At 68.3% G+C, this 12823-nt stretch carries 14 protein-coding genes and 2 tRNA genes; 9 read left to right on the plus strand and 7 right to left on the minus strand.

What is annotated here, in order from left to right; all coding sequences use genetic code 11:
- Positions 1 to 69 precede the first annotated feature (69 nt).
- The 4 genes from AACG61_RS07475 (at position 70) to trpE (ending at position 5254) form a co-directional block, all read left to right on the plus strand.
- Positions 70 to 606, plus strand: coding sequence for a hypothetical protein (locus tag AACG61_RS07475; protein ID WP_411839373.1), 537 nt, complete (start codon positions 70 to 72; stop codon positions 604 to 606).
- Between the two features lies 1 nt (position 607).
- The gene (locus AACG61_RS07480) at positions 608 to 1783 is read left to right on the plus strand and encodes an aminotransferase (RefSeq protein ID WP_411839374.1); all 1176 of its coding nucleotides are present in this window, start codon (positions 608 to 610) and stop codon (positions 1781 to 1783) included.
- 67 nt (positions 1784 to 1850) lie between these two features.
- A complete protein-coding gene (locus AACG61_RS07485) occupies positions 1851 to 3752 on the plus strand; it encodes a SurA N-terminal domain-containing protein (RefSeq protein ID WP_411839375.1) in 1902 nt (633 codons plus the stop codon).
- On the plus strand, positions 3752 to 5254 hold the full coding sequence (gene trpE / locus AACG61_RS07490) for an anthranilate synthase component I (protein ID WP_411839376.1): 1503 nt from the start codon (positions 3752 to 3754) through the stop codon (positions 5252 to 5254). The genes AACG61_RS07485 and trpE overlap by 1 nt, the downstream gene beginning before the upstream one ends.
- 52 nt (positions 5255 to 5306) lie before the next feature.
- On the opposite strand, the gene AACG61_RS07495 is transcribed toward trpE, so the two are convergent.
- The 4 genes from AACG61_RS07495 to fabI all read right to left on the minus strand — a co-directional run bounded on the left by AACG61_RS07495 (position 5307) and on the right by fabI (position 8089).
- The gene (locus tag AACG61_RS07495) at positions 5307 to 6020 is read right to left on the minus strand and encodes a PRC-barrel domain-containing protein (protein ID WP_411839377.1); all 714 of its coding nucleotides are present in this window, start codon (positions 6018 to 6020) and stop codon (positions 5307 to 5309) included.
- A 130-nt stretch (positions 6021 to 6150) separates the two neighbouring features.
- Positions 6151 to 6657, minus strand: a complete 507-nt coding sequence (gene gpt / locus AACG61_RS07500) for a xanthine phosphoribosyltransferase (protein WP_411839378.1) — start codon at positions 6655 to 6657, stop codon at positions 6151 to 6153.
- Between the two features lie 10 nt (positions 6658 to 6667).
- Positions 6668 to 7282 (minus strand): LysE family translocator, encoded by a 615-nt coding sequence (locus AACG61_RS07505; protein ID WP_411839379.1) that lies wholly within the window; start codon positions 7280 to 7282, stop codon positions 6668 to 6670.
- Between the two features lie 6 nt (positions 7283 to 7288).
- Positions 7289 to 8089, minus strand: a complete 801-nt coding sequence (fabI, locus tag AACG61_RS07510) for an enoyl-ACP reductase FabI (protein WP_411839380.1) — start codon at positions 8087 to 8089, stop codon at positions 7289 to 7291.
- Between the two features lie 106 nt (positions 8090 to 8195).
- On the opposite strand from fabI, the gene pdxH reads away from it, so the two are divergent.
- The 4 genes from pdxH to AACG61_RS07530 all read left to right on the plus strand — a co-directional run bounded on the left by pdxH (position 8196) and on the right by AACG61_RS07530 (position 10217).
- Positions 8196 to 8810, plus strand: a complete 615-nt coding sequence (gene pdxH / locus AACG61_RS07515; protein WP_411839381.1) for a pyridoxamine 5'-phosphate oxidase — start codon at positions 8196 to 8198, stop codon at positions 8808 to 8810.
- 161 nt (positions 8811 to 8971) lie between these two features.
- Entirely contained in the window at positions 8972 to 9553 is a 582-nt protein-coding gene (locus tag AACG61_RS07520; protein ID WP_411839382.1) for a cold-shock protein, read from the plus strand.
- 6 nt (positions 9554 to 9559) lie between these two features.
- Positions 9560 to 10075, plus strand: coding sequence for a DUF192 domain-containing protein (locus tag AACG61_RS07525; RefSeq protein WP_411839383.1), 516 nt, complete (start codon positions 9560 to 9562; stop codon positions 10073 to 10075).
- Between the two features lie 65 nt (positions 10076 to 10140).
- Positions 10141 to 10217 (plus strand) — tRNA-Pro (locus AACG61_RS07530).
- A 205-nt stretch (positions 10218 to 10422) separates the two neighbouring features.
- On the opposite strand, the gene AACG61_RS07535 is transcribed toward AACG61_RS07530, so the two are convergent.
- The 3 genes from AACG61_RS07535 to AACG61_RS07545 all read right to left on the minus strand — a co-directional run bounded on the left by AACG61_RS07535 (position 10423) and on the right by AACG61_RS07545 (position 11250).
- Positions 10423 to 10507 (minus strand) — tRNA-Leu (locus tag AACG61_RS07535).
- 12 nt (positions 10508 to 10519) lie between these two features.
- Positions 10520 to 10852, minus strand: coding sequence for a hypothetical protein (locus AACG61_RS07540; protein WP_411839384.1), 333 nt, complete (start codon positions 10850 to 10852; stop codon positions 10520 to 10522).
- An 8-nt stretch (positions 10853 to 10860) separates the two neighbouring features.
- On the minus strand, positions 10861 to 11250 hold the full coding sequence (locus AACG61_RS07545; protein ID WP_411839385.1) for a hypothetical protein: 390 nt from the start codon (positions 11248 to 11250) through the stop codon (positions 10861 to 10863).
- 297 nt (positions 11251 to 11547) lie between these two features.
- Here AACG61_RS07545 and AACG61_RS07550 point away from each other — a divergent pair, with 297 nt between their 5' ends.
- On the plus strand, positions 11548 to 12687 hold the full coding sequence (locus AACG61_RS07550) for a Hint domain-containing protein (protein ID WP_411839386.1): 1140 nt from the start codon (positions 11548 to 11550) through the stop codon (positions 12685 to 12687).
- The last annotated feature ends 136 nt before the right edge of the window (positions 12688 to 12823 follow it).

Genomic DNA, 12823 nt, shown 5'->3' on the forward strand with positions numbered 1-12823 from the left:
AAGCGCGACCGGGGGTCAAGACCGGCCGGTCGTCGCGCATCGAGGCGGACGGACGGGACGGATTTCGGCATGGCGGGCGGTTTCTGGAGGGGGCTTGCGGGCGGCGCGCTGACGGGGGTGGTGCTGCTGGCCGGGCTGTCGCTGACGGCGCCCCTGCCGCGCGGCGCGTCGGGGGCGGTCGATGTCGGCCTGCCGGTCGGGTCCGAGTTCGGGCGTGGCGGCGATGTCGCGCCGCGCCTGCCCGCGCCGAACGCGGCCTCTCCGCGGCCCGTCACCGATCCCGTCGCCGTGCCGCTGCCCGCGGACGAACCCGCGCCCGTCACCGCGACGCAGCAGAACGCCCGGCCCGAGGCCCTGGCCGTGGACCGCCTGCCGGGCCGGGCCGCGCCCGCGGCGGACGGGGCCTCTCCGGCGCTGCGCCTGCCCGATGCGGGGGGCGACGCGGCGCCCGCGGCCGACAGGGCGGCCCCGCTGCCCCCGGCGGATGCGGACATGTCGCCGCGCCTTGCGCCCGACACGGGGGCGGCGCCCGCGCTGCCCGCCCCGGCGCTGGACCTGTCGCTGCCGCCCGACCTCACCGACCTTCGCCGATTGGAACGGAACTGACATGCATCCCCTGAACCCCGCCCTTGCCGCCACCTTCGCGCCGCCCGTGATGGAGGCGCGCCGCTGGCTGGCGGGCGTGACCTTCGCGCCCGACCGCCCGCTGATCAACGTGAGCCAGGCCGCGCCCGTCGATCCGCCCCCGGAGGGCCTGCGCCGGGCCATCGCCGAGGCCGCGCTGCACCGGCCCGAGGCGCATCTCTATGGTCCCGTGCTGGGCAATGGCGACCTGCGCGAGGCGGTGGCCGCGCAGTTCTCGGCCGCCTATGGCGGGGCGTTGGGCGCCGCGAACGTGGCGATCACGCAGGGCTGCAACCAGGCCTTCTGCGCCGTCATGGCGACGCTGGCGGGGGCGGGCGATCAGGTGATCGTGCCGACGCCGTGGTACTTCAACCACAAGATGTGGCTGGACATGGCGGGCGTCACCACCGTGCCGCTGCCCTGCGGCGCGGACATGCTGCCCGACCCTGATCACGCCGCGGCGCTGATCACGCCCGCGACCCGCGCCATCGTGCTGGTCACGCCGAACAACCCCTCGGGCGCGGAATATCCGGCCGAGCTCGTGGGACGGTTCTTCGATCTGGCGCAGGCGCGCGGCATCGCGCTGGTCGTGGACGAGACCTATCGCGACTTTGACAGCCGCGACGGCGCGCCCCACGACCTGCTGACCCGGCCGGACTGGGACCGGGTGCTGATCCAGCTCTACAGCTTCTCCAAGGCCTATCGGCTGACCGGGCATCGCGTCGGCGCGGTGATCGCGGGGACCGACCGGCTGGAGCAGGTCGAGAAGTTCCTGGACACGGTGGCCATCTCGCCCTCGCAGCTGGGCCAGATCGGGGCGGTCTGGGGCATGGCGAACCTGGGCGACTGGCTGGCCGGAGAGCGGGCCGAGATCCTGGCGCGCCGGGCGGCTGCGGCCGAAACGCTCGGCGCGCTGCCGGGGTGGCGGCTGAAAAGCGCAGGCGCCTATTTCGCGTGGGTCGAGCACCCCTTCGCCGAAGGCTCGGCCGATCTGGCGCGGCGGATGGTGCGCGAGGCGGGTGTCCTGGCGCTGCCCGGCACGATGTTCACGCCTGCGGACGACCCGACCGGCGCGCGCCACCTGCGCATCGCCTTCGCCAATGTCGATGCCGCGGGCATCGCGGAGCTGGGGCGCAGGCTGGCCGCGCTGTCGGCCTGATCCACTTGTGGCGAACCCGCCCGCGTCCTAAAGACGGGCGGGACACGACCACGAGGAAGGCCGCGCCATGTCACAGCTGCGAACCAAGGGCAAATCGACCATCGTCTGGATCCTGATGGGTCTGATGGTCCTGGGGCTGGGAGGCTTCGGCATCACCAGCTTCTCGGGCGGGACGAGCCGGATCGGAGCGGTCGGAGAGACCGAGATCACCGCCGACGACTATGCCCGCGCCCTGCAGGGCGAGCTGCGCGCCTTCTCTCAGCAGACCGGCCAGCAGATCACCATGCAGCAGGCCCAGCAGATGGGGCTGCCGCAATCGGTGCAGGCCAACCTGATCGCCGCGGCGGCCCTGGCCGAACAGGCGCGCCGCATCGGCGTGTCGGTGGGCGATCAGCGCGTGGCTGAGACCATCATGCAGGCGGGCGCGTTTCAGGGGCCGAACGGCGCCTTCGACCGCGCCGCCTATGCCGAGGTGCTTCGCCGCGAGAACCTGACCGAGGCCGATTTCGAGGCCACCGTCCGCGACGACGAGGCGCGCCTGATGATGCAGCGCGCCGTGACCGGCGGCGTGGCCGCGCCCGCGCCGATGGTCGATCAGACCGCCCGCTGGCTGCTGGAGCGGCGCGACTTCAGCTGGCGCGAGCTGACCGAGGCGGACCTGCCCGAGCCGATCGCCACGCCCGACGAGGCGACGCTGCGTGCCTGGCACGAGGCCAACGACGCGCGCTTCACCGCGCCCGAGACGCGCCGCATCACCTATGCCTGGATCACCCCCGAGATGCTGGCCTCCGAGGTGCAGCTGGACGAGGCTGCGCTTCGCGCCACCTATGAGCAGAACATCGACCAGTTCCAGCGCCCGGCGCGGCGCATGGTCAGCCGCCTGGTCTTTCCCGACGTGGCCCAGGCCCAGGCCGCGCGCGATCAGATCGACTCGGGCGCGCAGCCCTTCGAGGCCTTCGTGGTGCAGCGCGGCCTGACGCTGGACGATGTCGATCTGGGCGAGGTGACCGAGGCCAATCTGGGCGCCGCCGCGCCCGAGGTCTTTGCGCTGGAGCAGCCGGGCGTCGTGGGTCCGCTGGACAGCGATCTGGGGCCTGCGCTCTACATGGTGAACGCGATCCTGGACCCCGTGGACATCCCCTTCGAGGCCGCGCAGGAGGATCTGCGCGGCGAGGCGGCGCTGTCGGCCGCCGCGCGCCAGATCCGCGACCGCAGCGGCGATTTCGAGGACCTGCTGGCCGGCGGCGCGACGCTGGAGGACTTGGCCGAGGAGACCGAGATGGAGCTGGGCCAGATCGACTGGACCGCCGAGCCGACCCCCGAGGAGGGCGGCATCGCGGGCTATGAGGCGTTCCGCGAGCAGGCCGCGCAGGTGCTGACCAGCGATTTCCCGCAGCTGTTCGAGCTGGCCGACGGGGGCGTCTTCGCGATGCGCCTGGACGAGCTGGTCCCGCCGACGCTGCGCCCCTTCGACGAGGTCCGCGACGAGGTCCTGGCCGATTGGCGCCGCGCCGAGGTGCAGCGTCAGCTTCTGGATCTGGCCGCCGACCTGCGCCTGACCGCCGTCGCCGAAGGCGCGGACGGGGCCGATACGCCCGCAGACGATGCCGACGCGGAGGCTGCCCCCGCACCCGCCGATGACTGGACCGCCGAGACCGGTCTGGCCCGCAGCGACTGGATGGACGGGCTGCCGCCCGAGCTGCTCTCCGAGGCCTTTGCTCTGGCCGAGCCGGGCGAGGCGGGCGTCGTCGATGCGCAGGACCGGGTGTTCCTGGTCCGGCTGGACGGCATTACCGATGCCGACCTGTCCCAGCCCGATGCCGAGCAGGTCCTGCAGGGCGTGCGCGCCCGGCTGGACCAGTCACTGCAGGTCGATCTGTTCGACTATTTCGTGCGGCATGCGCAGCGCGGCGTCAACGTGACGCTGGATCAGGCCGCCATCAACGCCATCAACGCCCAGGTTCAGTGATGCAGATGACCCCCGGCTTTGCCGAGTTCCAGGCCGAATGGGATGCGGGCCGCAACCAGCTGGTGACGATCCGGCTGGCGGCCGACCTGGACACGCCGGTCAGCCTGATGCTGAAGCTGGCCGAGGCCGCGCCGCAGAGCTTCATGCTGGAATCCGTGACGGGCGGAGAGGTCCGCGGCCGCTATTCCATCGTCGGCATGAAGCCCGACCTGGTCTGGGATTGCCGCGACGGGCGGGCCCGGCTGAACCGTCAGGCGCGGTTCTCGGACGCGTTCCAGGACGATCCGCGCCCGGCGCTGGACAGCCTGCGCGCGCTGATCGCCGAGAGCCGGATCGAGACCATGCCCGAGGGCGTGCCGCCGGTCGCGGCGGGTCTGTTCGGCTATCTGGGCTATGACATGATCCGCCTGGTCGAGCATCTGCCCGACGTGAACCCCGACCCGCTGGACCTGCCCGACGCGATGCTGATGCGCCCGTCGGTGGTCGCGGTGCTGGACGGGGTCAAGGGCGAGGTAACGCTGTGTGCGCCGGCCTGGCATGACGGGGGCGACGCGCGCGCGGCCTATGCGCGCGCCGGCGAGCGGGTGATGGACGCGCTGCGGTCGCTGGACCGCCAGCCCTCCGAGCCGCGCGCCTTGGGCGAGGCGGGCCGGATCGGCACGCCGCAGTCGAACTTCTCCAAGCCCGACTATCTGGCCGCGGTCGAGCGGGCCAAGGACTACATCCGGGCGGGCGACATCTTCCAGGTCGTCCCGTCGCAGCGCTGGCGGATGGACTTTCCGCTGCCACCCTTCGCGCTGTATCGCAGCCTGCGGCGGACGAACCCGTCGCCCTTCATGTTCTTCCTGAACATGGGCGGCTTCCAGATCGTGGGCGCCAGCCCCGAGATCCTGGTGCGCCTGCGCGACGGCGAGGTCACCATCCGTCCCATCGCCGGTACCCGCCCGCGCGGCGCGGATGAGGCCGAGGACCGGGCGCTGGAGGCCGATCTGCTGTCCGACCAGAAGGAGCTGGCCGAGCATCTGATGCTGCTCGATCTGGGCCGGAACGACGTGGGCCGCGTGGCGCGCCCCGGCACCGTGCGCCCGACCGAGCAGTTCGTCATCGAACGCTACAGCCATGTCATGCACATCGTGTCGAACGTCGTGGGAGAGCTGCGGAACGGCGAGGACGCGCTGTCGGCGCTGCTGGCCGGTCTGCCTGCGGGAACCGTCTCGGGCGCGCCCAAGGTCCGGGCCATGCAGATCATCGACGAGCTGGAGCCGGAGAAGCGCGGTGTCTATGGCGGCGCGGTCGGCTATTTCGCCGCCAATGGCGAGATGGACATGTGCATTGCGCTGCGCACCGGGGTGATCAAGGATCAGGCCCTGTATATCCAGGCGGGCGGCGGCATCGTCTATGACAGCGACCCCGAGGCTGAGTTCCAGGAGACCGTCAACAAGAGCCGCGCCCTGCAGCGTGCCGCCGAGGATGCGACGCGCTTCGTGCGGGGCAACGGCTGACAGCAGAACGGCGGCCCCGAGGGACCGCCGTGTGCCGGATGTCAGGCCCGGATCAGTTCGCGGGCGCGGTTTCCGTGGTCGTGCCGTCAGCCGGCATGGTCTCGGTGGCTGCGCCATCCGCAGGCATCGTCTCGGCCGGCATGGTGTCGGTCGTGCCGGTCGCCATCGGATCGGCGGCAGGCTCGGTTGCCATCGGGTCTGCGGCGGGCGCCATGGCCGGGTCGGCGGCCGGATCGCTGACCATGTCGCCGGCTGCGGCGGCCTGATCACGATAGACGTATTCCGGCGCGGCCTCGGCCTCTTCGCGGGTCAGGTCGCTGGTGATCTCCTGCGCATCCGAGTTGATCATCAGGTCGGTCCAAGGCAGCGCGATCTGCTTCTCGCCGATGCCGAGGAAGCCGCCCACGCCGATGATCGCAGCCTTCATCATCCCGGTGTCGCCATCGACGATCAGGTCGGTGATCGAGCCGATGTCGGTCCCGTCGGGTGCGGTCACCGAAGCGCCGGTGATCCAGTCGACGCGCCATTCGTTGGCGGCCTGCTCGACTTCGACTTTCTCGGCGGCGGCCGCCGCTGCGGCGGCGTCATCGGCTTCGCCCTCGACGGCGGCATCGGTGGCCATCGGGTCGGCTGCCGCGTCGGTCATCGGCGCGGTTTCCATGGTGCCTGCGGCGGAATCGGCCGCCGGTGCGGCGGTGTCCTGCGCCAGCGCGGCGCCGAAGGTCAGGGGCAGGGCAAGGGTGGTGGTCAAAAGCAGCTTACGCATCTTGTCATCTCCTGTTTCTGCGGACGGACCGTGCGATCCGCTATTGGGTGCACAATGCGCAGGCAGGAGGACAGGTTCCCCCGCCCCGGTCACCGAACCGAGAGCGGAGGCGCAAGCCGTTGAATTTAAGTCAGTCTTCGCCGCGGAACGGCTGGACGTACTGCAGCGCCATGTCCCAAGGGAAGAAGATCCAGGTGTCCTGGCTGACCTCGGTCACCCAGGTCGAGACCATGGGCTTGCCCTTGGGCTTGGCATAGACGGTCGCCAGATGCGCCTTGGGGTACATCTGCCGGATCAGCTCCAGCGTGCGGCCCGAATCGACCAGGTCGTCCACGACCAGAATGCCCTCGCCGTCGCCCATCATCAGCGCGTCGTCGGGGCGCTTCAGGACCTCCAGCTGGCCCTGGCCGGCCTCGGACCCCACGCCCTTGTAGGAGCGGATCGAGATCGTGTCGATCGTGCGGATGTCCAGCTCGCGCGCGACGATCATGGCGGGCACCAGGCCGCCACGGGTCACGGCGACCACGGCGCGCCATTCGGTCCCGTCCAGCCGCCAGGCCAGGGCGCGGGCGTCGCGGTGCAGCTGGTCCCAGCTGACATGGAAGCCCTTTTCATGGGGAAGGCGTTCGGATGACATGGATCTCTCCTCAGGTGGCGGCAAGCTTGAGGCCCATCAGGGCCAGCAGCCCGCCGAAGATGCGGTCGATGACGGATTTGAGGCTCATATAGCCCCGGCGCGTGCGTTCCAGCGAAAAGATGCGCGCGACGATCACGTTCCAGCCCGCATCGTTCACGAAGATCAGCGCCAGGATGGCGCCATAGCCCCAGAGCGGGGCCTGCGGCGGCAGGAAGGTCAGGAAGATCGTGCCGAAGAACACCGCGGGTTTCGGATTGGCCAGCTGCGTGGCGATGCCCTGCCAGACGAGGCCCGCGGCGCTGCGGGCATGGGCATCGGGCGCGTCCATCGCCAGCGGTTCGGCCGCGGCGTGCCACATCTTCCAGGCCAGCCATAGAAGATAGGCCGCGCCCGCATATTTCAGCGCGACCAGCAGGGCGGGGGCCACGCGGAACAGCACGGCCAGCCCGAACATCGCCGCGCAGGCCCAGATGCAGGCGCCCAGGCCCAGCCCCACGGCCAGCCACGCGCCCCGGCCGAAACCGTGGCGCAGCCCGGTGCGCGCGGCCAGAACCACCGCCGGACCCGGAGAGACGGCCGCCGCCAGATGCACCAGCCAGATGGCCAGCAGGGCATGCGCCGTCATGGCCGGTCAGTCCTTCTTGACGGTCGCGATGTCGGGGGCGTCCACGGCCTTCATGCCGACGACATGATAGCCCGCATCGACGTGATGCGTCTCTCCGGTCACGCCGCCGCCCAGATGCGACAGCAGGTAGAGGGCCGAGTTGCCGACATCCTCCTGCGTGACATTGCGACGCAGCGGAGAGTTCAGCTCGTTCCACTTCATGATGTAGCGGAAGTCGCCGATGCCGCTGGCGGCCAGGGTCTTGATGGGACCGGCGCTGATCGCGTTCACGCGGATGCCGTCCTTGCCGAAATCCTCGGCCAGATAGCGGACCGAGGCCTCCAGCGCGGCCTTGGCGACGCCCATCACGTTGTAATGCGGCATGACCCGTTCGGCGCCGTAATAGGTCAGCGTCAGCATGGAGCCGCCATCCGTCATCATCGCGGCGGCGCGACGCGCCACGGCGGTGAAGGAATAGACGGAAATGTCCATGGTCATCAGGAAGTTGTCGCGCGTGGTCTCCGCATAGCGGCCGCGCAGCTGCTCCTTGTCGGAAAAGCCGATCGCGTGGACCACGAAGTCCAGCCCGTCCCAAGACGCGCCCAGATCCGCGAAGAGCCGGTCGATCGAGCCCTCGTCCGAGACGTCGCAGGGCAGGACCAGGTCCGATCCCAGCTGCGCCGCCAGCGGATCGACGCGCTTCTTCAGCGCATCGCCCTGATAGCTGAAGGCCAGCTGCGCCCCTTCGGCGGCCAGCGCCTTGGCGATGCCCCAGGCAATCGACTTGTCGTTGGCCAGTCCCATGATGAGACCGCGCTTGCCGGCCATCAGGCCGGGCCTCTGCTCGCTTGACATGTCCTGTCCCCCGCGCTTTCAACCGTTTCCAAGGTGATTAGGGCAACTGTCCTGTCGCAGCAAGCACAAGGAACGCGCCATGGCGGATCGGACTGGACTCTTCGCGGGCGACGACCCGTTCGACATCGCCCGCGCCTGGCTGGAGGAGGCCCGCGCGACCGAGCCGAACGACCCCAACGCCATCGCGCTGGCGACCGTCGATGCCGACGGGCTGCCCGACGTGCGCATGGTGCTGCTGAAGGAGATCGACGGGCAGGGGACCGACGGCTCCTTCGTGTTCTACACGAATTACGACAGCGCCAAGGGCCGCCAGATCGCCGCGACCGGCAAGGCGGCCTTCGTGATGCACTGGAAGTCGCTGGCCCGCCAGATCCGCGTGCGCGGCACCGTCACCCACGAGGACGGGCCGCAGGCCGACGCCTATTACGACAGCCGCGCGCTGCAGAGCAGGCTGGGGGCCTGGGCCTCGCGCCAGTCGCAGCCGCTGGAGAGCCGCGCGGCGCTGGTGGCCGAGGTCGCCAAGGTCGGGCTGCGCCACGGCACCGCGCCCAAGCGGCCGCCGTTCTGGGGCGGCTTTCGCATCGCGCCGGTGCAGATCGAGTTCTGGGCCGATGGCGCCTTCCGCCTGCACGACCGCTTCGTCTGGACCCGCGATCAAGCGGACGGCTGGCAGGTGCGGCGGTTGTCCCCGTGACCCGGCCGTGATGACCTTGACGTCGCCCATCACGATCCCGACATAGGCGGTCGACGGCTTATCTTTGCCGATCCCCATGTCCCGCACCGTCCCATATTGTAGTCGGGGGACGGCATGTCTACTGTCGAGGGCTATCGGTTATGCGCGAAGACGGAAATGCTATGACAGACGACGGTACCCTGAGACTCGCGACCGGGCTGGTCAAGTGGTTCGACCCGTCCAAGGGATATGGCTTTATCCTTGACGATCAAGGCGGTACCGACATCCTTCTGCATGGCAACGTGCTGCGGAACTTCGGCCGCAGCTCGGTCGCAGACCAGTCGCGGGTCACGGTGATGGTCCAGCACACCAAGCGCGGCGTGCAGGCCGCCGAGGTGGTCTCGATCGACCCGCCGCCGACCGACGGACAGCCCCCCATCGCCGATCTGGACATCGAGATCATCGAGCATCTGGACAGCCTTCCCCTGCGCCCCGCGCGGGTGAAGTGGTTCGACAAGTCCAAGGGCTTCGGTTTCGCCAACATCTTCGGTCATGCCGATGACGTCTTCATCCATATCGAGGTGCTGCGCCATTCCGGTTTCGCCGACCTTGCCATCGGCGAGGCGATCTGCCTGCGCGTAGTCGAGGGGCCGCGCGGCCTGATGGCGGCGCAGATCGCGGCCTGGGACAGCGGCCTGCCCGCCCGCGACGACGCGTCGTCGGGCCGGTCGGCCGATGACGGCCTGGCCCACGTCGCGGAATAGGGCGTGATGCGCCTGTCCGCCGTCCTTGCGCTTCTGCTGCTAGGGGCCGGTCCCGCCGCGGCGCAGGACGTGGTCAAGGCGCAACCGACCGCGGAATGCCGCGACGACCGCACGCTGATCCGGCTGTCGGACGACAGGGCGCTGTCCTTCGCGACCGAACTGGCCGATACCGAGGCCCTGCGCGCCCGCGGTTTGATGTTCCGCCGCGACCTGCCGGCGGGGACGGGGATGCTGTTCGTCTATCCCCGCCCGCAGCCCGTCAGCTTCTGGATGCGCAACACGCTGATTCCCTTGGACATGGTCTTTGCCGATGCGCGTGGCGTGATCCGCCACATCCATGCGAATGCCCGCCCGCTGGACGAGACGCCGGTTCCCGGTGCGGCCGTGGGCGATCCGGACCGCGACCGGCTGCTGGTCCTGGAGATCGCGGGCGGCGAGGCTGCGCGTCTTGGCCTGCGCGCGGGTCAGGTGCTGGCTCATCCCGACGTGCCGCAGGAAACCGCCGCCTGGCCCTGCCGCTAGGGCTTTTCACCACCGCGCGGCTGCGCTATGCGGTCGGGACCGGCCGCCACGGCGCACGCCGGAATCGGAGTGTAGCGCAGTCTGGTAGCGCGCCTGGTTTGGGACCAGGATGTCGGGGGTTCGAATCCCTCCACTCCGACCACCATCCCCCTGTCGGAATAGTCGTCATGTCGGGAAGGCATCGTGGTGCCCGTCGAGGGACTTGAACCCCCACGCCTTGCGGCGCCAGAACCTAAATGGCATAGCACTCAGGTTCCCATTAGTTATCAAGGGGATGTGGAGGGCGTGGCACAGATTGGTGGCGCCATGTCACAGCCTATGTCACTGGTGACTTGCAGGGAAATAGGTGGTGCCCGTCGAGGGACTTGAACCCCCACGCCTTGCGGCGCTTGGACCTAAACCAAGTGCGTCTGCCAATTCCGCCAGACGGGCAACGGTGGTGTCTTAGCCCCGGATGCCGGAGCGTTCAAGCTCAGATAAGCGGCGGTCCCATCGGCGGTCCCGAAGGTGCGCCTTCAGGAACCCCGCAGCTGCACCGCCAAGTGCAAACCAGAGACCCAGCTGCGTGGTCTCCTCCAGATACCAGCCGTTGAAGGCTGAGTAGAAGAACCCCACCAGGAGGCTAAGGAGGGCACCGATGAAGCCCCACTTCAGGGCAACCTCCATTGCATCCCCTTGGGCACGGTAGCCCAGCTCCTCGGTGGCACGGTCTTCAGCCCATCTCGTCATGGTGTTTCCTTGCTGTCTCTCGTTAGGGTTGAGAGCAAGCATCACCATATCGGGAGTCATTTGGTCAAGACCGATGCGGAGGGCGATGCGGAGAGGGCAATGCGCAGGTCGTTGCAGGCGGCTTCAGCAATGGCGAGTTGATCTGCATCCCACTGCCACTCTTTGCAACGCAGCGCGGCCCGCAACCAACTGTTTGCGTGAGCCGCCGCCTCCCGCAGCCCATCAGACGGGGCGGGTTCCGCACCACAGTATTGGCACTGAATGGAACCGCCCGGCCCATGCGGACCCATTGTGCAAGTCTGCCCTGTGGCGCAGTTCAGTCCTGCCCATTCATCAGACGGAGTTAGGACAGCCTCGGTCTCAACTGCGGTGGGGTCAATCACCTGCATCAGGACCTCTCGCTTGCCTACAAAATTCGGCGGCGCGACGATACCGTCCTTCTCCATCCGCTCCATAAGGCCAGAGGCTTGGTTATAGCCAATCCCCAATGCCTGCCGACACCTTGGACATCAGGCCGTCGATCAGCGCCAGGCCGTATCTGGTTAAGAGCGGAGGCATCCGACGCGGCGTGTCTGCCCACTCCGGATTGACCAAAAGCACGCAGCACGCAGCACGCACTTGGCGAAGCGGTGTCCACGGACACCGGGCGAGAAAGTTTCGCTGTTAACCTACTGAAATTTAGACAGCTGGTCGGCCATGTCGGCTTGCATTAGCCGTGGTCCAAATTTCTTTGGAGCGATGCAATGGCGTACGATGGACCGATCTATCTGAAAGGTGACATGCTTGCTCTGACCTCGTCGGAGCCCACAACCGTTCCGGGTCTCAATCGCGGTCAGGACGGTTTCGGCATGGTGGTACGCGATGCTGCGGGCTTGGGCAGCGCAAGCGATATCTATTGCCTGAGCTGGGTCGGGAACGTGAACAACCCCTCAGCGACGGCCGAGTTCAAGAATGGCCGGTTCTGGCAGCTGGAGCGTTACGATCCGGCAAAGGACTCCGACGGCGATCCGCAGGCCGGGGCCGAGGGGTGGAGCACGATCTACCGCCAACTCAATCCCAAGCATGACTTGGTTCAGGGATTGGGCGCCGGCGACGAATACGTTGTCTTCGAGATCGGTCGGGGACGGCATCTTCTCTATGATCTGAACGGCGGCCTGTCCCAGACGCCAACCACCCTGACCTATCTCGAGGTCAATGAGAACGGTGACACGAAGCAGGGTGACAATGATCGCCAGCTGGATTTCGAAGACGCTCAGGCGGCGTTCTGCTTTGCGCAGGGCACCATGATCCTGACGCCGAATGGCGAGCGCGCCGTCGAGTGCCTGACCCCGGGGGATCTGGTGATCACCCGCGATGCGGGCCCGCAACCGCTGCACTGGCTTGGATCGCGTCATCTGACCGGCGCCATGCTGGACGCAAACCCCAAGCTTCGTCCGATCAGGATCGCGCGCGGGGCTCTTGGGGAGGATATGCCGGTCCGCGACCTTGTCGTCTCTCCTCAGCACCGGATCCTTGTGCGCTCTGTCATCGCTCAGCGGATGGTCGGAACGCAGGAGGTCCTGGTTGCCGCTCGGCTGCTGGTGGACCTGGACGGGGTGTCCGTCGTTCAGCCGGAGGATGGGGTGGGCTATTTCCACCTGCTGTTCGGTCGTCATCAGATCGTCTTGGCGGACGGCGCGCTGGCGGAAAGCTTTTATCCCGGCCCGCAGGCACTGGCCGCCGTCGGCCCCGCCGCCAGGGAGGAGATCGAAATGCTGTTCCCCGAGCTGCTCGAGCGCTGCGCGCTGGATGCCTTTGAGGGTGCGCGGCTCTTCGCGACGGGGCGAAAGGCCAAGAACTTGATGGCGCGACATGCAAAGGCCGCCAAGCCGCTCGTCAGCTGACGCCTGCTTCCACGGCAAATGCCATTGAGCCGGCCCATCTGAAATGAAAGCGACCCAAAGCCCCGCCATCGTGCGGGGCTTTTCCGTATCACTCACAAGTTGATCAAGAACCTTATGACGTTAGCTGTAACCGGCA

The organism is Paracoccus sp. ME4 (genome assembly GCF_046736325.1).
Lineage (GTDB): Bacteria > Pseudomonadota > Alphaproteobacteria > Rhodobacterales > Rhodobacteraceae > Paracoccus.

Excerpts from the sequence above, each read along its gene's own strand:
- AACG61_RS07475 (WP_411839373.1), top strand. The coding sequence starts at position 70 with ATGGCGGGCGGTTTCTGGAGGGGGCTTGCGGGCGGCGCGCTGACGGGG.
- AACG61_RS07480 (WP_411839374.1), top strand. The coding sequence starts at position 608 with ATGCATCCCCTGAACCCCGCCCTTGCCGCCACCTTCGCGCCGCCCGTG.
- AACG61_RS07485 (WP_411839375.1), top strand. The coding sequence starts at position 1,851 with ATGTCACAGCTGCGAACCAAGGGCAAATCGACCATCGTCTGGATCCTG.
- trpE (WP_411839376.1), top strand. The coding sequence starts at position 3,752 with ATGCAGATGACCCCCGGCTTTGCCGAGTTCCAGGCCGAATGGGATGCG.
- AACG61_RS07495 (WP_411839377.1), bottom strand. The coding sequence starts at position 6,020 with ATGCGTAAGCTGCTTTTGACCACCACCCTTGCCCTGCCCCTGACCTTC.
- gpt (WP_411839378.1), bottom strand. The coding sequence starts at position 6,657 with ATGTCATCCGAACGCCTTCCCCATGAAAAGGGCTTCCATGTCAGCTGG.
- AACG61_RS07505 (WP_411839379.1), bottom strand. The coding sequence starts at position 7,282 with ATGACGGCGCATGCCCTGCTGGCCATCTGGCTGGTGCATCTGGCGGCG.
- fabI (WP_411839380.1), bottom strand. The coding sequence starts at position 8,089 with ATGGCCGGCAAGCGCGGTCTCATCATGGGACTGGCCAACGACAAGTCG.
- pdxH (WP_411839381.1), top strand. The coding sequence starts at position 8,196 with ATGGCGGATCGGACTGGACTCTTCGCGGGCGACGACCCGTTCGACATC.
- AACG61_RS07520 (WP_411839382.1), top strand. The coding sequence starts at position 8,972 with ATGACAGACGACGGTACCCTGAGACTCGCGACCGGGCTGGTCAAGTGG.
- AACG61_RS07525 (WP_411839383.1), top strand. The coding sequence starts at position 9,560 with ATGCGCCTGTCCGCCGTCCTTGCGCTTCTGCTGCTAGGGGCCGGTCCC.
- AACG61_RS07540 (WP_411839384.1), bottom strand. The coding sequence starts at position 10,852 with ATGGTGATGCTTGCTCTCAACCCTAACGAGAGACAGCAAGGAAACACC.
- AACG61_RS07545 (WP_411839385.1), bottom strand. The coding sequence starts at position 11,250 with ATGGAGAAGGACGGTATCGTCGCGCCGCCGAATTTTGTAGGCAAGCGA.
- AACG61_RS07550 (WP_411839386.1), top strand. The coding sequence starts at position 11,548 with ATGGCGTACGATGGACCGATCTATCTGAAAGGTGACATGCTTGCTCTG.